The sequence below is a fragment of the Pseudomonas sp. SO81 genome (genome assembly GCF_030374125.1).
Taxonomy (GTDB): Bacteria; Pseudomonadota; Gammaproteobacteria; order Pseudomonadales; family Pseudomonadaceae; genus Aquipseudomonas.
This window is the reverse complement of the sequence record NZ_CP126126.1, coordinates 1491476-1514832: the sequence shown is the minus strand read 5'-3', so window position 1 is coordinate 1514832 and position 23357 is coordinate 1491476. Positions and strand designations below refer to the sequence as shown.

The 23357-nt window shown below is 66.9% G+C and carries 19 protein-coding genes; 10 read left to right on the top strand and 9 right to left on the bottom strand.

The features are described from left to right. Nucleotides 1-74 precede the first annotated feature (74 nt). Together OH686_RS07315 and OH686_RS07310 are read right to left on the bottom strand one after the other, a co-directional pair. Complete coding sequence (locus tag OH686_RS07315; RefSeq protein ID WP_289537306.1) at nt 75-368, bottom strand: DUF2218 domain-containing protein; 294 nt, start codon at nt 366-368, stop codon at nt 75-77. 56 nt (nt 369-424) lie between these two features. Continuing rightward, nucleotides 425-1066 carry an NAD(P)-dependent oxidoreductase gene (locus OH686_RS07310; protein ID WP_289537304.1) on the bottom strand — a complete coding sequence of 214 codons (642 nt, stop codon included), beginning with the start codon at nt 1064-1066 and terminating at the stop codon, nt 425-427. A gap of 101 nt (nt 1067-1167) precedes the next feature. Between OH686_RS07310 and OH686_RS07305 the strand changes: the two genes are divergently transcribed. From OH686_RS07305 to OH686_RS07295, 3 genes are all read left to right on the top strand, one after another. Continuing rightward, the gene (locus OH686_RS07305; protein WP_289537302.1) at nt 1168-2058 is read left to right on the top strand and encodes a LysR family transcriptional regulator; all 891 of its coding nucleotides are present in this window, start codon (nt 1168-1170) and stop codon (nt 2056-2058) included. Nucleotides 2059-2124: 66 nt separating this feature from the next. Next, nucleotides 2125-3012 carry a PA4780 family RIO1-like protein kinase gene (locus OH686_RS07300; RefSeq protein WP_289537299.1) on the top strand — a complete coding sequence of 296 codons (888 nt, stop codon included), beginning with the start codon at nt 2125-2127 and terminating at the stop codon, nt 3010-3012. Between the two features lie 95 nt (nt 3013-3107). Beyond that, nucleotides 3108-3995, top strand: a complete 888-nt coding sequence (locus OH686_RS07295; RefSeq protein WP_289537296.1) for an EamA family transporter — start codon at nt 3108-3110, stop codon at nt 3993-3995. On the opposite strand, the gene OH686_RS07290 is transcribed toward OH686_RS07295, so the two are convergent. Further along, complete coding sequence (locus OH686_RS07290) at nt 3940-4863, bottom strand: LysR family transcriptional regulator (RefSeq protein ID WP_289537294.1); 924 nt, start codon at nt 4861-4863, stop codon at nt 3940-3942. The genes OH686_RS07295 and OH686_RS07290 overlap by 56 nt on opposite strands. Before the next feature lie 116 nt (nt 4864-4979). Between OH686_RS07290 and OH686_RS07285 the strand changes: the two genes are divergently transcribed. The 3 genes from OH686_RS07285 to OH686_RS07275 all read left to right on the top strand — a co-directional run bounded on the left by OH686_RS07285 (nt 4980) and on the right by OH686_RS07275 (nt 8957). Further along, nucleotides 4980-5735 (top strand): SDR family NAD(P)-dependent oxidoreductase, encoded by a 756-nt coding sequence (locus OH686_RS07285; protein WP_289537292.1) that lies wholly within the window; start codon nt 4980-4982, stop codon nt 5733-5735. Between the two features lie 240 nt (nt 5736-5975). Beyond that, nucleotides 5976-6440: a bacterioferritin gene (gene bfr / locus OH686_RS07280; protein WP_289537290.1), complete on the top strand. Its 465-nt coding sequence runs from the start codon at nt 5976-5978 to the stop codon at nt 6438-6440. A gap of 291 nt (nt 6441-6731) precedes the next feature. After that, a complete protein-coding gene (locus OH686_RS07275; RefSeq protein ID WP_289537288.1) occupies nt 6732-8957 on the top strand; it encodes a TonB-dependent siderophore receptor in 2226 nt (741 codons plus the stop codon). Nucleotides 8958-9041: 84 nt separating this feature from the next. Here the strand turns inward: OH686_RS07275 and cueR are convergent, their stop codons facing one another. The 3 genes from cueR to OH686_RS07260 form a co-directional block, all read right to left on the bottom strand. After that, on the bottom strand, nt 9042-9482 hold the full coding sequence (gene cueR / locus OH686_RS07270) for a Cu(I)-responsive transcriptional regulator (RefSeq protein ID WP_137974161.1): 441 nt from the start codon (nt 9480-9482) through the stop codon (nt 9042-9044). Then, nucleotides 9479-11863 (bottom strand): heavy metal translocating P-type ATPase, encoded by a 2385-nt coding sequence (locus OH686_RS07265; RefSeq protein ID WP_289537286.1) that lies wholly within the window; start codon nt 11861-11863, stop codon nt 9479-9481. Before OH686_RS07265 ends, cueR begins: the two co-directional genes overlap by 4 nt. A 103-nt stretch (nt 11864-11966) precedes the next feature. After that, complete coding sequence (locus OH686_RS07260) at nt 11967-12335, bottom strand: hypothetical protein (RefSeq protein WP_289538860.1); 369 nt, start codon at nt 12333-12335, stop codon at nt 11967-11969. A gap of 219 nt (nt 12336-12554) precedes the next feature. Between OH686_RS07260 and OH686_RS07255 the strand changes: the two genes are divergently transcribed. After that, a complete protein-coding gene (locus OH686_RS07255; protein WP_289537283.1) occupies nt 12555-12752 on the top strand; it encodes a heavy-metal-associated domain-containing protein in 198 nt (65 codons plus the stop codon). Between the two features lie 4 nt (nt 12753-12756). On the opposite strand, the gene OH686_RS07250 is transcribed toward OH686_RS07255, so the two are convergent. Then, nucleotides 12757-13386, bottom strand: a complete 630-nt coding sequence (locus OH686_RS07250) for a TetR family transcriptional regulator (RefSeq protein ID WP_289537280.1) — start codon at nt 13384-13386, stop codon at nt 12757-12759. A gap of 199 nt (nt 13387-13585) precedes the next feature. Here OH686_RS07250 and OH686_RS07245 point away from each other — a divergent pair, with 199 nt between their 5' ends. The 3 genes from OH686_RS07245 to OH686_RS07235 all read left to right on the top strand — a co-directional run bounded on the left by OH686_RS07245 (nt 13586) and on the right by OH686_RS07235 (nt 19124). After that, nucleotides 13586-14686 (top strand): efflux RND transporter periplasmic adaptor subunit, encoded by a 1101-nt coding sequence (locus tag OH686_RS07245; protein WP_289538857.1) that lies wholly within the window; start codon nt 13586-13588, stop codon nt 14684-14686. A 12-nt stretch (nt 14687-14698) separates the two neighbouring features. After that, the gene (locus tag OH686_RS07240; RefSeq protein ID WP_289537278.1) at nt 14699-17839 is read left to right on the top strand and encodes an efflux RND transporter permease subunit; all 3141 of its coding nucleotides are present in this window, start codon (nt 14699-14701) and stop codon (nt 17837-17839) included. A 97-nt stretch (nt 17840-17936) separates the two neighbouring features. Next, complete coding sequence (locus tag OH686_RS07235) at nt 17937-19124, top strand: multidrug effflux MFS transporter (RefSeq protein WP_289537276.1); 1188 nt, start codon at nt 17937-17939, stop codon at nt 19122-19124. Nucleotides 19125-19135: 11 nt separating this feature from the next. On the opposite strand, the gene OH686_RS07230 is transcribed toward OH686_RS07235, so the two are convergent. Together OH686_RS07230 and OH686_RS07225 are read right to left on the bottom strand one after the other, a co-directional pair. Further along, the gene (locus OH686_RS07230; protein WP_289537273.1) at nt 19136-19324 is read right to left on the bottom strand and encodes a hypothetical protein; all 189 of its coding nucleotides are present in this window, start codon (nt 19322-19324) and stop codon (nt 19136-19138) included. Between the two features lie 67 nt (nt 19325-19391). Continuing rightward, nucleotides 19392-23285 carry a bifunctional diguanylate cyclase/phosphodiesterase gene (locus OH686_RS07225; RefSeq protein WP_289537271.1) on the bottom strand — a complete coding sequence of 1298 codons (3894 nt, stop codon included), beginning with the start codon at nt 23283-23285 and terminating at the stop codon, nt 19392-19394. Nucleotides 23286-23357 lie beyond the last annotated feature (72 nt).

Genomic DNA, 23357 nt, shown 5'->3' with positions numbered 1-23357 from the left:
TTCGCCCACTGTCACGGGGCGGGTGCAAGCCGCGCGGCGCAGGTCCGCGGGTTGCCCCGCTCCGTTCTTTTGCGTCAGGCGCCGGCCTGCCAGTTCAGGCTCAGCGCCTCCTGCCAGGCGAAGCGTTCGAAATGACTGGTCACCACGTCCTGCAGCTTGATCAGATCATCGCTGCTGGCGCTTTCCACGCGCAGGGTCAGGCCCTGGGCATCGGCCTGCAGCAGGCTCAGGCCGAAGGCGAATTCGATGCGTCCCTGCTGGTCGTCGAAGCTGACCGGCAGCTTGTGCGCGAAGTGCTTGCACAGGCGGCTGATATAGCGCGCCGGGGTGTCGGTGACGACGTGGGCCGAGGCGGTAAAGATGCTCATGCGATCTCCTCGATAGGGCCGCCCTGCACCTATGGCGAGCGCAGGGCGGGAATGGCTCAGTAGGCGACGGTGAAGCGCTGGCGGATGTGCTGCGGCTGCTCAGCCTCATCGAGCAGGGCCACGGCCAGGTCGGCCACCGAGATGTGCGCCGGCGCGTCGCCATCCATCAGCAGCTGCTCGCCGCCGATACGGAACTGGCCGGTGCGCGGGCCCGGCTGCAGCAGGGCGGCGGGGGAGAGGAAGGTCCACTGCAGCTCCTGCTCGTCGCGCAGCAGGTTCAGGGCCTGGCGCGCGCCTTCGGCGCCTTCCTTGTATTCGGCGGGGAAGTTCGGCGTGTCGATCAGTTGCTGCCCCGGCGCCACGTACAGGCTGCCGGCGCCGCCGACCACCAGCAGGCGCTCGACCCCGGCGGCCTTGGTCGCGCGGGTGATGGCGCGGCTGCCGGCGATGAACTGCTCGCGGATATCGGCCTGGTCCCAGCCGGGGTTGAAGGCGCTGAGCACCACGTCGTGGCCGCGCAGCTGCTCGGCCAGGGCGGCCACGTCATACACGTTGGCCTGCTGTGCGTCGAGGTTGACGTGCTGCGCCAGCTTCTCCGGGTGGCGGACCAGGGCGGTGACCCGGTGGCCGCGGTTCAGGGCTTCTTCCAGCAGGGCGGCGCCGACATAGCCGGTGGCGCCGATCAGGGCGATTTTCATGGAGGTGATCCTCGGTTGGTTGCGATGGGTGAATAATCGCAGCTGGATAAATCCGGGAAAAAGCGGCTTAAATGCCTTTGATAATTAAGCAGGGCTTAATAATGGAACAGTTGAAGCGCATGGCCCTGTTCGCCACGGTGGTGGAGAAGGGCTCCATGGTCGCCGCCGCCGAAACCCTGGGCATGAGCGCCTCGGCGGTCAGCCAGCAGATCGGCAAGCTGGAGCAGAGCACCCAGGTCAGCCTGCTGCACCGCACCACCCGCAAGCTGACCCTGACCGAGGCCGGCGCCCAGCTGTACCAGAGTTGCCGGCAGATCGTGGCGCTGGCCGAGCAGGCCGAGCAGCGCCTGGCCGAGCTGCGCGATGCGCCGGTGGGCGAGCTGCGCATCGCCGCGCCAGTGGGCTTCTCCGGCCGGCTGATCACCGACGCCCTGGCGCCGCTGCTCGGCGCCCATCCGGGCCTGAGCCTGCGGCTGTTCTTCCAGGACGAGCAGATCGACCTGATCGAGCAGCGCATCGACTTGGCCATCCGCGTCGGCGCCCAGGAGGACTCCAGCCTGGTGGCGCGCCATCTCGGCGACTGGCGCATGCTGCTGTGCGTGGCGCCGGCCTATCTGGCGCGCTGCGGCGCGGTGCTCGGGCCCGAGCAGCTGGTCGGCCTGGACTGGCTGAGCCTCAACCACGAGCGCGCCCAGCAGCTCACCCTGCACGGCCCCGGCGGGGCCCTGCAGCGCCTGCGCATCGAGAGCCGGGTGGCCTGCAACAACATCCTCTCGGTACGCCATTTCTGCCTGGCGGGCATGGGCGTGTCGCTGCAGCCGGAGCCGGAGATCCGCGCCGAGCTGGCCAGCGGTGCGCTGCTGGTGCTGCTGCCGGAGTGGCAGCCGGCGCCGGTCGGCATTCATATCGTCACCCCGCGCCGCGATGCCCAGCCGGCCAAGGTGCGCTACGCCATCGAGGCGCTGCGCCGGACCCTGTCGGTCGGTCACTAACTGGGCGGCGACGGCGGATTGCCGTATAAGGGCGGGATTGTTTCCCGTGGAGGCCCGATCAGTTCGATGAAAACCCCGAAACGCCTGGAGCCCTTGCTCGAAGATGGTCTGATCGACGAGGTGGTGCGCCCGCTGATGAGCGGTAAGGAAGCCTCGGTCTATGTAGTGCGTTGCGCCGGCGAGCTGCGCTGCGCCAAGGTCTACAAGGAGGCCAACAAGCGCGGCTTCCGCCAGGCCGCCGAGTACCAGGAGGGGCGCAAGACACGCAACAGCCGTGATGCCCGGGCCATGGCCAAGGGCAGCAAGTACGGGCGCAAGGAACAGGAGGAGGCCTGGCAGAACGCCGAGGTGTCCGCCCTGTTCCGCCTGGCCAACGCCGGCGTGCGGGTGCCCAAGCCTTACGACTACCAGGACGGCGTGCTACTGATGGAGATGGTCGACGACGGCTACGGCGATGCCGCGCCGCGCCTGAACGACGTCGACCTGCTGCCCGAGGACGCCCGCGAGTTCCACGCCTTCATGATCGGCGAGATCGTCAAGATGCTCTGCGCCGGTCTGGTCCATGGTGACCTCTCGGAATTCAACGTGCTGCTCGATCCGCTCGGCCCAGTGATCATCGACCTGCCCCAGGCGGTGGATGCGGCGGCCAACAACCACGCCTTCAGCATGCTCGAACGCGACGTGCGCAACATGGCCGAGTACTTCGGCCAGTTCGCTCCGGAACTGCTCGATACCCGCTACGCCAAGGAAATGTGGGCGCTCTACGAGGACGGCAAGCTGACCCCGGAGAGCCAGCTCACCGGCCAGTTCGTCGAGCCGGAGGAAGAGGCGGACGTCGGCGCGGTGATGCGCGAGATCAAGGCCGCCCTGGCCGAACAGGCGCGCCGCGAGGCCGCCCGCAACGCCGAGGACGCGCCGCGCGACGAGCCGCCACCGCCGCCCTGGATGCAGTGACGCGCGACCTGTCTGGTCGCGAAAGCAGGTAACTGTATCGGGCGGCTGCGCTGCCGCGCTGATAGGGTGGCGGCAGACATTCTGGAGCTTCGCTCATGCCGCTGCCGCACATCCTTCTGGCCCTGCTGGTCACCCTGATCTGGGGCGTCAACTTCGTCGTCATCAAGGTCGGCCTGCAGGACTTCCCGCCACTACTGTTCTGCGCCCTGCGCTTCGCCCTGGCGGCGCTGCCGCTACTGTTCCTACGCGGGCCGCTGCCGGCGCCCTGGTGGCGCATCGTGCAGATCGGCGTGCTGCTCGGGGTGATCAAGTTCGGCCTGCTGTTCGTCGGCATGCACCTGGGCATGCCGGCGGGACTGTCGTCGCTGGTGCTGCAGAGCCAGGTGTTCTTCACCGTGCTGATCGCCGCGCTGGTGCTGGGTGAGCGGCCCAGCATGCGCGCCCTGGCCGGTTTGGTTCTGGCGGCCGGCGGCCTGGTGCTGATCGGCCTGCAGCGGCCCCTGGGCGACAGCCTGCTGGGCTTCGTGCTGGTGGTCGTGGCGGCGCTGGCCTGGGCCTTCTCCAATATCGCCACCAAGCGCTCGGGCGCCAGCGACATGCTGCGCCTGATCTGCTGGGTCAGCCTGGTGCCGGTGCTGCCGCTGCTGGGGCTGTCCTGGCTGTTCGAGGGGCCGCAGGCGATGGGTGCGGCGTTGAGCGACCTGAGCTGGCGCGGCGTGGGCGCGCTGCTGTACATCGCCTTCCTGGCCACCACCCTGGGCTTCGCCATCTGGAGCTTCCTGCTGCGCCGCTACCCGGCCAGCCAGGTCACGCCCTTCGCCCTGGCCGTGCCGGTGTCGGGTCTGCTGGCCGGCTGGCTGTTGCTGGGCGAGGCGCTCACGCCGCTCGGTTGGTTGGCCTGCGCCCTGGTGTTCGGCGGCCTGGCGATCAATGTGCTGCCGGCCGATCTGTTCCGTCGAGGTAGTCGCGTACCAGCCGGCTGAGCCAGTCCATGAACACCTGCACGCGCTTCGACAGGTTGCGCCGGTGCGGGTACAGCAGCGACACCGGCATGGGCGCGGCGCAGTACTCGGGCAGTATCTCCACCAGCCGGCCGCTGGCCAGATGCCCGCGAATGCCGGCCAGCGGCACCTGGATGATGCCTAGCCCGGCCAGGCAGGCCTGGGTGTAGGCGTCGGTACTGTTCACCGTCAGCGCACCGGGCATCTCGAGAAATCGCGTTTCGCCCTGCTCGACGAACTCCCAGCCGATCGGCTTCATGCCCAGCGTCGGCACGTAATGCACCAGGCGATGCGCGGCCAGATCGGCGAGGCTGCGCGGCCTGCCGAAGCGTTGTAGGTAGTCCGGGCTGGCGCAGTTGATCTGCTCCATCAGGCCCAGCGGGCGGGCGATCAGCGCGGCGTCCACCAGGCTGCCGATGCGCACCACGCAGTCGAAGCCCTCGCGGATCAGGTCGACCTTGTGGTCGGTGCAGCTCAGTTCCAGCTCCAGGTTTGGGTGCTCGGCGAGAAAGGCGGGCAGGTGCGGCAGCACCAGATCGCGAGCCAGGGCCTGGCCCATGTCGACCCGCAGGCGACCGCGCAGCCGGCCGGCGTCGAGCTGGAACATCGCGGCGATCTCGTCGGCGTCGGCCAGCAGATCCTTGCAACGCTCGTAGCAGGCCTGGCCATCCTGGGTCAGTTGCACGCGTCGGGTCGTGCGGTGCAGCAGGCGGGCACCGAGCTGGTTCTCCAGCTGCTGCACTTGCAGCGAGATGCTGGCCTTGGGCTGGCCGAGGCTCTCGGCGGCGCGGGTAAAGCTGGCCAGCTCGGCAACCCGCACGAAGGCGAGCATGGCGTTGAGGCGATCCATGGCGGCTCACTGTTATCGATTTGTAGACAGTCTAATCATGGATAGCTGATTTATCCGCTTATCGTCGATCAATAGCCTGTGCCTCGTCCGCCACTTCCTTCGACGAGGTACACAGCATGAGCAAGATCACTCTCATCACAGGCGCCAGCCGCGGCCTGGGCAAGAACGCCGCCCTGCACCTGGCCCGCCATGGCCACGACCTGATCCTCACCTACCACAGCAACCAGACCGAAGCGGATGCCGTGGTGGCCGAGATTCGTTCCATGGGCCGCCAGGCCGTCGCCCTGCAACTGGACGTGGGTCGCAGCGCCAGCTTTGCCGACTTCGCCGAGCGGGTGCGCCTGGCGCTCAGCAGTACCTGGCAGCGCGACAGTTTCGATGCGCTGGTGAACAACGCCGGCATCGGCATCCATGTGCCCTTCGCCGAGACCAGCGAGGAGCAGTTCGATCAGTTGATGAACATCCACCTCAAGGGCACCTTTTTCCTTACGCAGCGGTTGCTGCCGCTGCTGGCCGACGGCGGGCGCATCCTCAACGTCTCCAGCGGGCTGGCGCGTTTCTCCCTGCCGGGCTATGCCGCTTACGCGGCCATGAAGGGCGGCATCGAGGTGCTGACCCGCTACCTGGCCAAGGAGCTGGGCGGCCGTGGCATTCGCGCCAACACCATCGCCCCCGGCGCCATCGAGACCGACTTCGGTGGCGGCGTGGTACGCGACAACCGCGAACTCAACGCCGCCATCGCCGGGCAGACCGCGCTGGGCCGGGTCGGCCTGCCGGACGATATCGGCAATGCCATCGGCATGCTGCTGGCGGAAGAGGCCGGCTGGGTCAATGCGCAGCGGGTGGAAGTGTCCGGCGGCATGTTCGTCTGACGCTTCGCAGGCAGGATTGTGTCCCGCTCCGCGGGCGCAATCCTGGCACCGGAGAAGCTTGTTCGAGGCCTTATCCACAGTGATTTTCGTTAATGCTTGAATTCACTGCAGCCCAGTAGCCACGCGGCTTTGCGCTAATGCGAATCGCTCCGGAGAGAGCCGCGTTTTGCTGCTTGACCATTAGCCGTCGAGGGTCGAAGCTGCCTACCTGAGCGATCTTTTTTAGCAAGGAAACGAGTCATGCAAGGCGCGACCGAAGTCGTCGATTATCTGAAGGATCTGCTGCGTGGCGAGCTGGCTGCGCGCGACCAGTATTTCCTCCATTCGCGGATGTATCAGGACTGGGGCTTCGAGAAGCTCTATGAGCGGATCAACCACGAGATGGAGGAGGAGACCCAGCACGCCGACGCCCTGCTGCAGCGCATCCTGTTCCTCGAAGCCACGCCGGACATGACGCCCAAGGCGATTCACCCCGGTGCCACCGTGCCGGACATGCTGAAGAGCGATCTGGTCCTGGAATATGAAGTGCGCGAGGCCCTGGCCAAGGGCATCGAGCTGTGCGAGAAGCACGGCGACTACATGAGCCGCGACATCCTGGTGCTGCAACTCAACGACACCGAGGAAGACCACGCCTACTGGCTGGAGCAACAGCTAGGCCTGATCGGTCGCGTGGGCCTGCAGAACTATCTGCAATCGCAAGCCTGATTCCAGGCCGTACGAAAAAGGGAGCCTCGGCTCCCTTTTTTCATGCCCCGAAATTGCAGATGAAATATCGAAGCGTTGAGGGCAGGGCAGCCCATTGACATCCCGCTCCGACCTCGTAGCTGTCTAGGGCAGCGAATCAGGCAGCTTTCCGCCTTGAGCCAAGCAGGCAGCGTGGCCGTTTGCCGTTAGCAGAGCGAAATCTCATTTGCAACTCTTTCGCAACAACTCGGATCTGTTTATGATGATAATTATTATCACCAACACTATTATAAACAGCTCGGAAGTATCTCCATGTCCCTGACTACCCCGCGTCACCAAGACGCCGCTGTTGTGCGCTCGTCCATGGCCCTGCGTCCGCTGGCCCTGGCAGTGCACATGCTGGCAGCCGGCACCGTCGTTGCTGCAATGCCTGTCTATGCAGAGCAGGCCAAGGCCGAAGAGGCCGTTACCCTGGATGCTGTCTCTATTACTGGGGAGGCCGACAGCGAGCTCGACGACGTCACCGAGGGTACTCAGTCCTATACCACCGGCTCCGCTAATACTGCCACGCCACTGAAAATGTCCCTGCGTGAAACCCCGCAGTCGGTCACTGTGGTCACCCAGCAGCGCATGGAAGACCAGGACCTGCAGACCATCACCGACGTGGTCAACAACACCACCGGCATCTCGCTGAACCGCTACGAGACCAGCCGTGGCCAGATCAACGCCCGTGGCTTCGAGCTCAACTCGCTGATGATCGACGGCGTGCCCACCATCTGGGAACAGCCGTGGAGTTCGGGCGAGATCTTCGGCAGCCTGGCCATGTACGACCGCGTCGAAGTGGTGCGTGGCGCCAATGGCCTGATGACCGGTGCCGGCGATCCTTCCGCGTCCCTCAACATGGTGCGCAAGCGCGCCAATAGCCGTGAGCTGAAGGGCTCGGTGGAGGCCAGCGCAGGTACCTGGGACACCTACGGCACCCTGGGCGACGTATCCATGGCGCTGAACGAGGAGGGTACCGTGCGCGCCCGCCTGGTCGGCGAGACCAACCAAGGCGATAGCTGGATCGACATGAACTCGAACCAGCGCCAGACCTATTACGGCACCATGGACATCGACCTGACCCCCGATACCACCCTGTGGTTCGGCCTGAGCCGTCAGGAGAACGAGACCGACTCGCCCATGTGGGGCGGTCTGCCGGTCTGGTATGCCGATGGCAGCCGCACCCACTGGAGCCGTTCCAAGACCACCTCTGCTGATTGGAGCAAGTGGGACAGCACCTACGAGACTTACTTCGTCAACCTGGACCATACCTTCGCCAACGACTGGCAGGTCAACCTCAGCTACAACCGTGGCGAGCGCAAGGCCGACTCCGCCCTGCTGTACCTCTCCGGCAACCCCGGCAAGAACGGCTCCAGCGGCATGTACTCGTTCCCGGCGACCTACAAGACCGAGACCACCCAGGACGACTACAGCCTCCGCTTCAGTGGCCCGTTCGCCCTGTTGGGGCGAGATCATGACCTGGCCTTCGGCTATATCCACAGTGATCAGGACTTCGACGCCGACCAGATTCCGGCCCTGACCGGCATGGGCGGCATCCCGAACTTCGACGACTACAATGGCGACTTCCCCGAGCCGGTCTGGGGTGCTCGCACCGACTATGGTTCGTCGGAACTCGAGCAGCGCGGTGCCTATGCGGCGACCCGTCTGAACGTGACGGATGACCTCAAGGTGATCCTGGGTGCACGCCAGACCGACTATGAGAAGAATGGTGAAGAGTCGGGCACCGAGAGCCATCTGGAGGACCGTGAGGTAACTCCTTATGCCGGTGTGGTCTACGACCTGACCGAGAGCCTTTCGGCCTACGCCAGCTACACCAACATCTTCCTGCCCCAGGCCAGACGCGATGCCAACGGCCAGCAGCTCGACCCGATCATCGGCGACAGCTCGGAGCTGGGTCTGAAGGGCGAGTGGTTCGGTGGCCGCCTCAACGCATCGGCCGCCGTATTCGGCATCAAGCAGAACAACCTTGGCGTAGCCACCGGCGACCGCTTCCCGGGCACCTTCGAGAACATCTACGAAGCGGCCGATGTCGAGAGCAAAGGTTTCGAGCTGGAGGTCTCTGGTGAACTGGCGGCCGGTTGGAATGTGTCTGCCGGCTACACCCAGTTCCGCGTCGAGGATGAGGAAGGTCATGACGCCAACACGCTCTACCCGACCAAGTTGCTGCGTACCTTCACCACCTACCGCGTGCCGGGCATCCTCGGTGACAAGCTGACCATCGGTGGCGGCGTGAACTGGCAGGACGCCATCTACACCTACGCCACCAACCCGGCCGGTAACCGCGAGAAGATCGAGCAGGACGCCTATGCCCTGGTCAACCTGATGGCGCGCTACCAGATCACCGAGAATCTCTCGGCTCAGCTGAACGCTAACAATGTGACCGACGAGAAGTACTTCGACATCTTCGATGCCTACGGCGCACTGACCTACGGTGCTCCGCGCAGCCTCACCGCGTCGGCGAAGTACAGCTTCTAAGGCGCTACCGCTGCGAGGTGATCCTCGCCTCGCGCAAACGGAACGCCGGCCCCGAGGGCTGGCGTTCTGCATTCTGGCGGTTTGTCACCTGGCGCACTGCCTGGGCTTTGCGTCGCAGCCCTGCGCGGTGGCCGCAGTTCCCGACTCCAGATCCCGTAAGATCGGGCAATCCGGCCGATGATCGCCCTGGCAGTGCTGTACCAGCTCACCCAGGGTGTCGCGCAGGGCGGTGAGTTCGGCGATCTTGCGGTTCAGTTCGTCGACATGGGCCAAGGCCAGGGCCTTGACGTCGGCGCTGGCGCGCTCGCGGTCCTGCCACAGAGTCAGCAGCTTGCCGACCTCCTCCAGGGAGAATCCCAGGTCGCGGGAGCGCTTGATAAAGGCCAGCACATGCAGGTCCTGCGCGCCGTACAGGCGGTAGCCGCTGTCCGAGCGGCCGGCTGGCTTGAGCAGGCCGATGGACTCGTAATAGCGGATCATCTTGGCGCTGAGCCCGCTCTGTCTGGCTGCCTGGCCGATGTTCATGGGCGTTTCTCCAGTTCGGGTTTCCAGGTGTTGAGCAGCAGGGCATTGCTCACCACGCTGACGCTGGACAGGGCCATGGCGGCGCCGGCCAGCATGGGGTTGAGCAGGCCGAAGGCCGCCAGCGGGATGCCCACCAGGTTGTAGACGAAGGCCCAGAACAGGTTCTGCTGGATCTTGCTCCAGGTGCGTCGGCTGATGGCCAGCGCCGCCGGTACCAGGCGTGGGTCGCCGCGCATCAGGGTGATGCCGGCGGCATGCATGGCCACGTCGGTGCCGCCGCCCATGGCGATGCCGACGTCCGCCGCGGCCAGGGCAGGGGCGTCGTTGATGCCGTCGCCGACCATGGCCACCACTGCGCCGCTGCTTTTCAGCTCGGCGACATGGGCGGCCTTGTCTGCCGGCAGCACCTGGGCATGCACCCGGTCGATGCCCAGGGCGCGACCCACGGCGCCGGCGCTGCCGGCATTGTCGCCGCTGATCAGATGGCTCTCGATATGGCGTTCACGCAGCGCGGCGACGGCGTCGGCGGCTCCCTCCTTGAGGCTGTCGCCGAAAGCCAGCAGCCCCAGCACCCTGGGCGGTTCGCTCTGCTCGATCAGCCAGGACAGGGTGCGGCCTTCGGCCTCCCAGTCGCTGGCCTGGCGCTGCAGTTCGCTGCTCAGGCCCTGTTCGTCGAGCAGGCGCTGGTTGCCCAGGGCCAGCTCGTGTCCTTCGGCCACGCCGCGGATGCCGCGACCCGCCAGCGCCTGGCTGGCGGATAGTGCTGGCAGGGCGATGTCCCGTTCCGCGGCTGCCTGCAGCACGGCATGCGCCAGCGGATGTTCGCTGCCCTGTTGCAGGGCGCCGGCCAGGCGCAGCAGCTCGTTCTCCTCAATACCCGCCGTGGCCAGGTGGACGATGCGCGGTTGCCCGGAGGTGAGCGTCCCGGTCTTGTCGAACGCCACCACCGTGACCTTGTGGGCCAGCTCCAGGGCTTCGGCATCCTTGATCAGAATGCCGTGCCGCGCGGCCACGCCGGTGCCGGCCATGATCGCCGCCGGGGTGGCCAGGCCGAGGGCGCAGGGACAGGCGATCACCAGTACCGCCACCGCGTTGATCAGCGCCTGTTCCACGCCTGCGCCGACCAGCAGCCAACCGCCGAGGGTGACGAGGGCTATCAGCAGCACGACCGGGACGAATACGGTGCTGACCCGGTCCACCAGTTTCTGGATCGGCGCCTTGGCTGCTTGGGCGTCTTCCACCAGGCGGATGATCCGCGCCAGCACCGTTTCACCACCGAGTGCGGTGGCACGCACCAGCAAGCGGCCCTCGCCATTGATGGCGCCACCGGTGACGGTGTCGCCCGGCCCCTTGGCCACGGGCAGGCTCTCGCCGCTGATCAGCGCCTCGTCGGCCTGGCTGTGGCCCTCGAGCACTTCGCCATCCACCGGGAAGCGTTCGCCGGGGCGCACCACGATACGGTCGTCCAGGCGCAGGGCGGTGATCGCCACGTCCTCTTCGCGACCATCGACCAGGCGGGTGGCACGCTCCGGGCGCAAGGCTTCGAGTGCGCGAATGGCGGCACTGGTCTGGCGTTTGGCTCGGCTCTCCAGGTACTTGCCGAGCAGCACCAGGGCGATGACCACGGCCGAGGCCTCGAAATACAGATGCGGCGCGTGATGCCCGGCGGTGGCCCACAGGTAGAGGCTCAAGCCATAGCCGGCGCTGGTGCCTAGGGCCACCAGCAGATCCATGTTGCCGCTGCCGGCGCGCACGGCCTTCCAGGCGGCGACATAGAAGCGCGCACCGAGGATGAACTGCACTGGCGTGGCCAGGGCGAATTGCGCCCAGGCCGGCAGCATCCAGTGCAGCCCTGCCCATTCGGCGAACATCGGCACCAGCAGGGGGGCGGCCAGCAGCAGGGCGGCGAACACGGCCCAGCGTTCGCGCCGCAGGGCGGCCTGCGGATCGACCCTGGCCGATTCGCTGAGCAGGGACGCCGAGTAGCCGGCCTGCTCCACCGCGGCGATCAACGCGGCCACGTCCGTGCCTTCCAGCAGTTCGACTCGGGCGCGTTCGCTGGCCAGGTTGACGCTGACGTCGCTGACGCCCGGTACCTTGCCCAGAGCTCGCTCGATGCGCCCGGCGCAGCTGGCGCAGGTCATGCCGCCGAGCTGCAGCTCCAGGCTCTGCCGTGGCACCGAATAGCCGGCGTGCTCGACGGCGGCCAGCAGTTCGCCGAGGCGTTCGCGCGGCGCGGTGATCCGTGCCCGCTCGCTGGCCAGGTTGACCTGGCTCTGTTGCACCTCCGGCACCTGGGCCAGGGCACGCTCGACGCGACCGGCGCAACTGGCGCAGGTCATGCCACGGATGGGAAGGTCGAAAGTCTGCAGGCTAGTCATGGGGCGACTCCAAGGAATTCGCCCTTAGAATCAACCTTGACCTTGGGTCAAGGTCAAGCGCCGGTTTGTCGCATCGACGACCGCCGCATTGCCGAACCAGGCATCAGTAGTTGAGTGGCGCCGGAATCAGTTTTAGGCCCAGCGAGTCCATGGCGATGCGGTATTTGCTCACCTCGCCGGCGGTGACTCGCAGGGTCTGGTGGCGCAGCTGTTCGAAACGTGGCTGGCAGTCGCCGCCGCCGAGCTGGCCGAGGCGTACCAGCACTTCGCCCGGTGGCAGGTTGAGGGTGATCGACTGGCCCTGATACAGGCGCGCGGTCAGGTTGCCTTGCAGGTACAGGCCGATCTCGCAGGGCGTGGAGACTTCCAGGCGCTCGCGGGACACGGTGAGCACGCCGTAGTCGATCGGCGCAGGCAGGGTCATGGGCGCCAGTGGGATGGCGGCGGGCAGGGGCGGAACCTGGACCGGCATCGCGGCCGACTCGGCCGTGGGTTCGGGCACCGACTCGTCGGCCAGGGCCGGCAGGCTGAGCAGCAGGAGCAGGGCAATGGGCAGGCGCATGGCGAATCCCTCCAGAGGCTCTGTGCAGCTTGGGCCAGGCTGGCAGGGACTACAAGTCGCAAGGCCTTGACCTTGCCCCGATGGCAAGCTCGATGCTGGTCTGGTCAACCATACGATGAGGAAAACGTTATGCAGATTCTGAAAGTCTCGGGCATGAGCTGTGGTCACTGCGTGCGCGCCATTACCCGAGCGGTGCAGGCTGGCGATCCGGCGGCGGAGGTACAGGTCGACCTGTCGGCCGGCGAGGTGCGGGTGACCAGCCGCCTGAGCCTGGAGCAGCTGCTGGCGGCAGTGCGCGAGGAGGGCTACGCGGCCGAGGCGGCCTGATCCGTCAGGCCGGCGGGTTCCACTCGCGCAGCAGGCCGCGCAGCTGCGCATCGATCAGTGCGGGGGTGTCCAGCAGCGGATCGAACAGCTGCGGGTCTCGGGTCCAGTCGGTGAACAGGCCGATGATCTGCGCATGTAGCGCCCGCGCGGCGAGGCGCGGGGTCATGCCCGGCAGCAGGCGCTCGCGGCAGGCCGGGCGGGCGAACAGCTGCTCGACCAGGCCGATGAACTGACTGACGAAGGCGTTGTGCCGTTGTTCGGCCTCGCGCAGTTCATCGGTGAACTCGCAGCGATGCAGCAGGATGGTGAAGATGCGCCGCCGCTGCTCGTCGCGAGCCAGGTTGGCGATCGCCTCGATGCACAGGTCGCGCAGCGACAGCAGCGGGTCCGCGCCACCGCAGCCGCTGAGGCGCTCGGTCAGCTGCTCCGGCGGCAGGCGCACCTGGCTGAGCATTTCGTGAAACAGATGGGCCTTATTCTCGAAGTGCCAGTACACCGCGCCACGGGTGACCCCGGCGGCGCGGGCGATCTGTTCCAGGGTGCTGTGGGCCACGCCCTTCTCCAGAAACAGCTGCTCGGCGGCCGCCATGATGGCGATGCGAGTCTGCTCGGCTTGCTCTTTGGTTCGGCGCATGGCGGGTAGGTGGAATCCGTCTAGGCTCTTGTTTTGGGGAACTCAGTGTAATGAATTCTGTGCCGTTGTTCAGTTTACAGACGCCGATGTATGTAACTAGCATGGCACTCCTTCGAGGCTTTGCCCAATTCAAGACGTCATGGAGATGACCATGCTTGCTCGCTCGCTTCCGTTCGCATTCCCAACGCTTGCCCTGAGCATGCTGTTCAGTCCGTTGCTGCAGGCCGCCGAACAGGGCCAGCAGATGCCCCCGCCGGAGGTAGTGGTGGAGGCGGCCAAGGTCGAATCGCTGCCGCTGCAGTTCGAGTACCCGGCGCGCACCGCCGGCTTCCGCGAAGTGCAGGTGCGTGCCCAGGTCAGCGGCATCCTGCAGGAGCGCACCTACCAGGAGGGCAGCCAGGTCAAGCAGGGGCAGATCCTGTTCCGCATCGACCCGCGCCCGTACCAGGCAGCCCTGGCCCGCGCCAAGGGCGCGTTGGCCCAGGAGCAGGCGCGCTACCGGCAGACCGAGCGCGACCTCAAGCGCATCCGCGAGCTGCAGAAGAAGGGCTTCGCCAGCGAGAGCGAACTGGATAATGCGGTGTCCAACTTCGAGCAGAGCAAGGCCAATATCGAGGCGGCCAAGGCCGAGGTGCAGTCCAAGCAGATCGACCTCGACTACACCACGGTGGAGGCGCCGATCTCCGGCATCACCAGCAAGGAAACCGTGTCCGAAGGCAGCCTGATGGTGGCCGGCGACCCGAACGCCAGCCTGCTGACCCAGATCACCCAGCTCGACCCGATCTACGTCAACTTCGCCGCGCCCGATCGCGAGGTGTCCAGCGTGCGCAGCGGTTTGCAGAGCGGCAGCCTGGTGCGTGAGGGCGGCCAGCAGATGAGCGTGGAGATCAAGTTTGGCGACGGCACCAGCTACCCGCTGGAAGGCAAGGTCGACTTCACCGACAGCACCATCGATCGCGGCACCGGCACCGTCAGTGCCCGTGCGGTGGTGGCCAATCCGAACCTGGCCCTGATGCCGGGCCAGTTCGTGCGTGTGGTGGTCAAGGGTATCAACAAGCCCAACGCGATCACCGTGCCGGAGCGCGCGCTGTCCCAGGGGCCGAACGGCACCTTCGTCTATGTGGTGGATGACCAGGGCCTGGCACGCATCCGCCCGATCGGCACGGCGCACACCGCCAACGGCCGCTGGGTGGTGGAGAGCGGTATCGACGCCGGCGACAAGGTGATAGTCGAGGGCCTGCCCAAGGTTCACCCCAACGCGCCCGTCAAGGTGGTCGACGCCGCCCCTGCCAAGCAGTAAGGAGTCAGGCCCGTGATCTCCAAGTTCTTTATCGATCGACCGATCTTCGCGGCGGTGATTTCCATCGTCATCATCCTCGCCGGTCTCGCGGCCATGCGCGCGTTGCCGGTGGCCCAGTACCCCGAGATTCTGCCGCCGCAGGTGTCCGTGACGGCGGCCTACCCGGGCGCCAGCTCGCAGGTCATCGCCGAGACCGTGGCCGCGCCGCTGGAGCAGGAAATCAACGGCGTCGAGGGCATGATCTACCAGCTGTCCAACTCCGACAGCAACGGTGCCATGAGCCTGACCGTGTACTTCGACGTCGGCACCGACCCGGACCAGGCCACCATCGACGTCAACAACCGGGTGCAGGCCGCACTGGCCAAGCTGCCCGAGGAAGTGCGCCGGCAGGGCGTGAAGGTGGAGAAGAAGTCTTCCGACATCCTGCAGGTGGTGACCCTGTTCTCGCCGGACGATTCGCGCGACCCGATCTTCATCAGCAACTACGCGCTGATCAACGTGATCGACGAGCTCAAGCGCATCCAAGGCGTCGGTGATGCCAGCCAGTTCGGCTCCAAGGACTACTCCATGCGCATCTGGCTGCGCCCGGACAAGCTGGCGCAGTACGACCTGACGCCGAGCGACGTGGTCAGCGCCATCCAGGAGCAGAACTCGCAGTTCGCCGCCGGCAATTTCGGCAAGGAGCCGCTGTCGTCGCCGCAGGACTTCACCTACACGGTGAGCACCAAGGGCCGCTTCACCACGCCTGAAGAGTTCGAGCAGGTGATCCTGCGCACCGACGCGACCGGCGCCAGCCTCATGCTCAGCGATGTGGCGCGCGTCGAACTGGGCGCCCAGGACTACTCCCTGGTCACCAGCCTCAACGGCAAGAAAAACGCCGCCTTCGGTATCTACCTGCAGCCCGGCGCCAACGCCCTGGATACCGCCGAGGCGGTGCGCAACACCATGGAGCGCCTGGCCAAGCGCTTCCCCGAGGGCATCGCCTACAAGATCCCCTACGACACCACCAAGTTCGTCGAGGTCTCCATCGAGGAGGTGATCCACACCTTCATCGAGGCCCTGGTGCTGGTGATGCTGGTGGTGTTCATCTTCCTGCAGAACTGGCGCGCCACGCTGATCCCGGTGCTGGCCATTCCGGTGTCGCTGATCGGCACCTTCGCCGGCATGTACATGCTCGGCTTCTCGATCAACCTGCTGACCCTGTTCGGCATGGTGCTGGCCATCGGCATCGTGGTGGACGACGCCATCGTGGTGCTGGAGAACGTCGAGCGGGTGATGCGCACTGAGAAGCTCAGCCCGCGCGACGCGGCGATCAAGGCCATGGAGGAGGTGACCGGGCCGATCGTCGCCATCGTCCTGGTGCTGTGCGCCGTGTTCATTCCGGTCGGCTTCCTCGGCGGCCTGGCGGGGCAGATGTACAAGCAGTTCGCGATTACCATCGCGGTGTCGGTGGTGATCTCCGGCATCGTCGCGTTGACCCTGTCGCCGGCGCTCTGCGCCCTGATCCTCAAGCCCGAGCACAAGGAGCCGGCGGCGCCGTTCCGCTGGTTCAACAACGCCTTCGAGCGCTTCACCAACGGCTATACCGCCGGCGTGCGCTTCTTCCTCAAGCGTTCGCTGATCGGCGTGGCGCTGTTCGGCGGCATGATCGCCATCATGGTCGTGCTGTTCGGCCGGGTGCCGGGCTCGCTGGTGCCGGACGAGGACCAGGGCTACGTGATCAACGCCTACTTCCTGCCACCGGCGGCCTCGCTGAGCCGCACCGACCAGGTCACCAGCGCGGTCACCGAGGAGCTGATGCAGCATCCGGCGGTGGAGGACGTGGTGACTTTCGCGGGCTTCGACGTGCTCACCTTCGGCACCCGCAGCAACGCCGGGGTATCGTTCATTCCCCTGAAGGACTGGAAGGAGCGCACCACCGAGGAACTCGATGCGCGCAACCTGCCGCGGCAGTTCATGGGCATGGGCGCCAAGCAGAAGGACGCCCTGGTGATGACCTTCAACCCGCCACCCATCAGCGGCATGAGTACCACCGGCGGCTTCGAGGCCTATATCCAGGATCGTAGCGGCGGCTCCATCGAGGACCTCAGTGCGGTGGTGCAGAAGTTCGTCGCCGCCGCGTCCAAGCGCCCGGAGCTGGCGGGGGTCAACAGCACCTTCCACGCCGACGTGCCGCAGTACTTCATCGATCTCGACCGCACCAAGGCGCGTGCCCTGGGCGTGGCGATCAACGATGTGTTCACCGCCATGCAGGCGACCTTCGGCAGCTACTACGTCAACGACTTCAACCTGTATGGGCGTACCTGGCAGGTCAGCCTGCAGTCCGAGGCGGACTTCCGCCGCAATCCGGAAGACCTCAACCAGGTCTACGTGCGCTCCAGCGGCGGCGACCTGATTCCGCTGGCCTCGCTGGTGCGCGTGCAACGCATCCTCGGGCCGGACTCCTACGCGCGCTTCAACGTCTACCCGGCGGCCAAGCTGCTCGGCGGGCCGGCGCCGGGCTACAGCTCCGGTCAGGCCCTGGAGGCCATGCAGGAAGTGGCCGACGAGGTGCTCGGCGAGCAGTACAACCTGGCCTGGATCGGCTCTGCCTTCCAGGAACTGGCGACCCATGGCTCGGGCAGTACCGCGTTCATCTTCGGCCTGATCCTGGTGTTCCTGATCCTGGCCGCCCAGTACGAACGCTGGACGCTGCCGATGGCCGTGGTCACCGCCGTGCCCTTCGCCGTGTTCGGCGCGATCCTGGCGATCTGGATGCGCGGCCTGGCCAACGACGTGTACTTCCAGGTCGGCCTGGTGACCCTGATCGGCCTGGCGGCGAAGAACGCCATCCTGATCATCGAGTTCGCCGTGCTGTGCCGCGAGGAGCAGAAGATGGGCATCTTCGAGGCGGCGATGGAGGCGGCCAAGCTGCGCTTCCGGCCGATCGTGATGACCTCGCTGGCCTTCATCCTCGGTTGCGTGCCGCTGGCCATCAGCACCGGCGCCGGTTCGGCCAGCCGTCACTCGATCGGTACCGGGGTGATCGGCGGCATGCTCGCCGCCACCCTGCTGGCGACCTTCTTGATTCCCATGTTCTACCTGCTGGTAGAGTCGCTGGCGGACAAACTGGACAAACGCAAGTCCAAGAACCAGGTGATAGAGCCGCACTGACCTGCCGCTGCGGGGGCGCGTACCCCGCCGGCCTGTATTCCGGGCGCCCCGCGGGGCGCCTTTCGTTTTCCGGGTAGTACCACGTTGTGGAGAACCGATGAATTTTCGCATCCTGCTGATACTGGGCACGCTCAGCGCCTTCGGGCCCATGGCCATCGATTTCTATCTGCCCAGCTTCCCGACCCTGGCGCGGGTGTTCGGCACCGATGTCGACCATGTGCAGATGTCGCTGGCCTCCTATTTCGCCGGCACCGCCCTGGGCCAGTTGATCTACGGTCCGTTGGCCGACCGCTTCGGCCGGCGCAAGCCGCTGCTGGCCGGGCTGGTGCTGTTCACCCTGGCCTCACTGGCCTGCGCCCTGGCGCAGAGCCTGGAGTGGCTGATCGTGGCGCGCTTCGTCCAGGCCCTGGGCGGCTGCGCCGGCATGGTCATCTCGCGGGCGGTGGTGCGTGACCTGTGCGACCCGCTGGCCTCGGCCAAGGTGTTCTCCAAGCTGATGCTGGTGATGGGCGTGGCGCCGATCCTCGCGCCGCTGGGCGGCGGTGTGCTGCTGCAACTGTTCGGCTGGCAGTCGATCTTCCTCGGTCTGGTGCTGTTCAGCGCCCTGTGCCTGGCGGCCGTGTTGCTGTGGCTGCCGGAGACCCGCTCGGCGCAGTTTCCCATCCAGCCGCTGAGCGGGACCCTGGGGCGCTACTCGCTGCTGCTGCGCGATCGCCTGCTGATCGGCTACGGCTTGACCGGCGGGGTGGCCATGGCCGGCATGTTCGCCTACATCTCCGGCTCGCCGTTCGTGTTCATCGACCTCTACGGCGTGCCCGCCGAACACTACGGCTGGCTGTTCGGCGCCAACGCCGCCGGCTTCATCCTCACCGCCCAGCTCAACGGCTGGCTGCTGCGCCATCACGGCCCCGGCTACTGGCTCAAGCGCACGGTGTGGATCTACTGCGCCGCGACCCTGGCGCTGCTGGCGGTGGCCATGGCGCGGCCGGCGCAGCTGTGGCCGCTGCTGATCCCGCTGTTCATCACCACGGCCAGCCTGTCCTGCGTGCTGCCCAATGCCACGGCCTGTGCCATGGCCGGGCAGGGCGCCCATGCCGGCAGCGCCTCGGCGCTGATCGGCTCATTGCAGTTCACCGTGGCGGCGGGCGCGTCCGGGCTGGTGGGCGCGCTGCACGACGGCACCGCCCGGCCGATGGCGCTGGTCATCGCCGTGTGCGGCATCATCACCGTGACCCTGGGGCTGCTCACCGCGCGGCATGCGCGGCGTCACTCGCTGGAATTCTGAGCGGCGGCCGCTCAGCTGGCGCTGCGCACCTCGGCGATGCCGCGTCCGGGCAGCGGGTGCGGGGCCTTGAGGCGGTCCTGCAGCACGCGGACGAAGTCGCGGGCCTCGGCCTCGCTGCGGAAGCTGACGCCATGCTGGTCCAGGCTGACCTGCCAGCGGGCGCCTGCGGCGGTGGTTACCTGGCGAATCTGGATGTTCATCGCAGACCTCCACGAGGACGTTGAGGCTGCAGTGTAGACCCGCGCCGCGGCGATTCCCTGACCTGGGTCAACCGACCGACTGATGGTCGCTGCGCAGCCAGTGGGCCAGTTGCACGGCGCTCAGCGGGCGGCTGAACAGGTAGCCCTGACACTGTTCGCAACCCAGCTGACGCAGGGCGTGCAGCTGCTCCGTGGTCTCCACGCCCTCGGCCAGCACGCAGAGCTTGAGGTTGCGCGCCAGGCCGACGATGGTGGCGACGATCTCCAGGTTGGCCTGGTCCTCCGGCACGCCGCGCATGAAGCTCTGGTCGATCTTCAGCTTGTCCAGCGGGAAGCGCCGCAGGTAGGCCAGCGACGAGTAGCCGGTGCCGAAGTCGTCGATCGCCAGCTTCAGGCCCAGCTCCTTGAGCGCGGCCAGGGTGGCCTGGGCCTGCTCGACGTTCTCGATCAGCGCGCCCTCGGTGATCTCCAGCTCCAGGTGCTCGGCCGGCAGGCCGCTGTCGTGCAGGGCCTCGCGCACCTGTTGCTGCAGGTCGGCTTGGCGGAACTGGCGGGGCGACAGGTTGACCGCCAGGGTGTGCAGGTCCAGGCCCTGCTGGCGCCAGAACTGCATCTGCCGGCAGGCCTCGCGCAGCACCCAGTTGCCGATGGGTACGATCAGCCCGGTTTCCTCGGCAAGGGGGATGAACTGCGCCGGGGAGATCATGCCGGCGCTGCTGTTCCAGCGCAGCAGCGCCTCTACGCCGATCGGGTGGCCGTCGTGGCCGCGTACCAGGGGCTGGTAGTGGAGGATGAATTCGTTGCGCTTGAGCGCCTGGCGCAGCTGGCCCTCCAGGGTCAGGCGGGTGTGCGCCTGGTGGGTCAGGCCCTGGGTGTAGAAGCGGAAGGTGTTGCGGCCTTCCTGTTTGGCCTGGTGCAGGGCGCTGTCGGCGTTGCGCAGCAGGTCGTCGCTGTTCTGCCCGTCGTCCGGGTACAGGCTGATGCCGATGCTCGCGCCCAGGTAGGCCTCGCGGCCGTTGCCCAGCGGCAGGGGGCGCTCCAGCAGCTCGATCAGGGTGCGGGCGATGCCGGCCGCTTCCTCGGGGCGCTGCAGGTTCTCCAGCACCACCAGGAACTCGTCGCTGCTCAGTCGCGCCAGGGTGTCCTCATTGCGCAGGCGCTGCTGCAGGCGCCTCGCCACGGCCACCAGCAGCTCGTCGCCGACCTTGTGGCCGAGGCTCTCGTTGATGGTCTTGAAGTTGTCCAGGTCGAAGTACAGCACCGCCACCCGCTCCTGATGGCGCTGGGCGTGCTCCAGGGCATGGCCGAGGCGCTCCATGGCGTAGAGGCGGTTGGGCAGATCGGTGAGGGTGTCGAAGTGGGCCAGGTGGGCCAGGCGCTCCTGGCTGTCGCGGTACTGGCTGAGGTCGGTGAAGGTCAGCACGTACTGCGGCTGCTGCGGGTCGCAGTCGCGCACCCGGCTGACGGTGAGCCAGAAGGGGAAGCGCGAGCCATCCTGGCGGCGGCTGTTCATCTCGCCCTGCCAGTGCCCGCTGTCCTGCACCTTGCGCCACAGGGTGCGATAGCGCGCGCGCTCCAGGCTGTTGTCCGGCAGCAGCGGCAGGCGCTGCCCCAGGGCCTGTTGCGGGCTGAGCCCGGTGATGGCGGTGAAGGCCGGGTTGCTGGTGAGGATGCGGCGCCGCGCATCGACTATCACCACCGCCTCCTGGGTGCTCTCGAATACCGTGGCGGCCTGGTGCAGGGCGCGCTCCTGCTGCTTGCGCACGCCGATGTCCTCGACCACCGAGATGAAGTAGTGCGGCTCGCCGTTGGTATGGCGTACCAGCGTGGCGCTGAGGTTGGCCCAGAGCACCTTGCCGTCGCGGCGCAGGTAGCGCTTCTCCAGGGTCAGTCGCGGAATCTCGCCGGCCAGCAGCTGGCCGGTCAGGCCCATGTCCTTGTCCAGGTCGTCGGGGTGGGTGATGTCCTGGAAGGTCAGCGCGAGCAGCTCCTCGCGGTCGTAGTCGAGCATCTGGCACAGGCGCTGGTTGACCCGCAGCCAGCGGCCGTCCGGCGCCAGGTGGGCGATGCCGACGGCCGCCTGCTCGAAGGTGGCGCGAAAGCGCAGCTCGCTCTGCAGGCGCTCGGCATCGCGCTGCTGCTGGCGCACGGCGATGCCGGCCAGGCGGGTGAACTCGGTGACCAGCTCGATATCCTCGCGGCTCGGTCGCATCTGCCGACGGTAGTAGATGCCGAACACGCCAAGCACCTGCTGCTGGTCGTTCTTGAACGGCAGCGACCAGCAGGCGCTCAACCCGGCCAGCCGCGCCGTGTCGCGGAACTCGACCCAGTTGGGATGGCTGCGGATGTCCTCGACTATGGTCAGCTCGCCGCTGGCGGCGGCGTGGCCGCAGCTGCCCAGGTCGAGCTGCGCCGGCATGCCGTCCACCGTGGCGGCGTAGCTGGCCGGCAGGCTGGGCGCGGCCAGCACGCGCAGCACGCCATCGTCCAGACGCATGATCGACACCAGCATTTCCGGGCTGATGCGCTCCAGGCGCAGGGCCATGTCGCTCAGGCTCTCCTGCAGCGGGCGCTGCGCTAGCATGCGGTCGAGCACCGCGTTACGCGCCTCCTGCAGGGCCTGGGTGTGGCGCCGCTCGTGGACGTCGCTGAGGCTGCCGCGCAGGCCCAGGCCGTGCTGCGGGCCGACGGCCAGGCGCAGCGATACCCAGTGCGGGCGGCTGTTGACGTCGCGCAGGCGCACTTCGCCGAGCCAGCTGCTCTGCTGGTGGGCGATGACGGCGGCGATGTGTTGCGTGGCCGATTCGCGCTGGTCGTCCTCGATGAAGTCCAGCAGCGGGCGGCCGACGCTCTCGCGGATGCTGTAGCCGGTGATGGTCTGCCAGGCCGGGTTGACGAAGGTCAGGCGGCCAGCGCTGTCGGTGAGGAAGATCGCCTCGTGCAGCTGCTCCACCAGCTCGCGGTAGCGCGCCTCGCTGGCTTCCAGTTCCTGGTGCGCGCTCTTCTGCTGGCCGAGGTCGATGTCGACGCAGTACAGCTCCACCTGGTTGCGCGTGTTGCGCAGGATCAGGTGGCTGGAATAGACGTGCACCTCGCTGCCGTCACGGTGCTGCAGGGTCAGTTCGGCGGCGGGAATGGCCGGGCCGCCGATCATCCAGTTCTGGATATCGCTGACCACCTGACTGCGCATCGCTGGCGGGATGATCAGCTCCTCCAGGCGCCGGCCCATGGCGTCGGCCACATCGTAGCCGTACAGCTGGGTGCTGGCCTGGTTCCAGAAGATCACCCGGCGCTCGCGGTCGTAGCCCTGCACGGCGATGCGCGGGGTCTGTTCGAACAGCTGGCGGAAGCGCTGCTCGCTCTCGCGCAGGGCCAGTTCGTCGCGCTTCTGGCCGCTGACGTTCTGCACGCTGCCGTGAGCGCCGCCAGCGCCATGGTTGCCACGCAGCATCAGCCATACCGGGGCATCGCTGTTGGGACGGTTCAGGCGTACGTTGATCAGCAGCGGCTCGCCATCGTCCAGCAGCGCCTGCAGGGCGCGCTGGGCGGCATTGCGGTCGGCGGGGTAGAGCCAGCTGAGCAGGTCGTCGATGCTGCCCCAGGCGTCCGTCTCCGGACGTTCGAGCAGGTGCAGGGCCTCGCTGGACCAGTGCAGGCGGCCGGCGCTGTGCTCCCAGGTGCCGAGGCCGGCATCGCCCTGGGCCTGGCGCAGCTTGCGGGCGTGTTCGCGCAGATCGCGTTCCAGCTGCTGCTGGGCGTTCTGCTCGTGGCGGCACAGCAACAGGATCAGCAGGCCGCTGAGGCCGACGAAAATCAGGCCCTTGGCGGTCTGCAGTCCGGCCTGGGTGGCGGCGTCCAGTTGCAGTGTCTGCAGCAGCAGATCACTGAGGACGATCCAGGCAACGCTGAACAGGAGGTAGATGCCGGCCACGCGCACTGGCCGGTTGATCCTGGGCTGCATCCTGAACCCTCAGCAGTCACGGCGGAGAAGGCCCGGACCACTGCTGAAAGGTCCGGGTCCACTGCAGTCTAG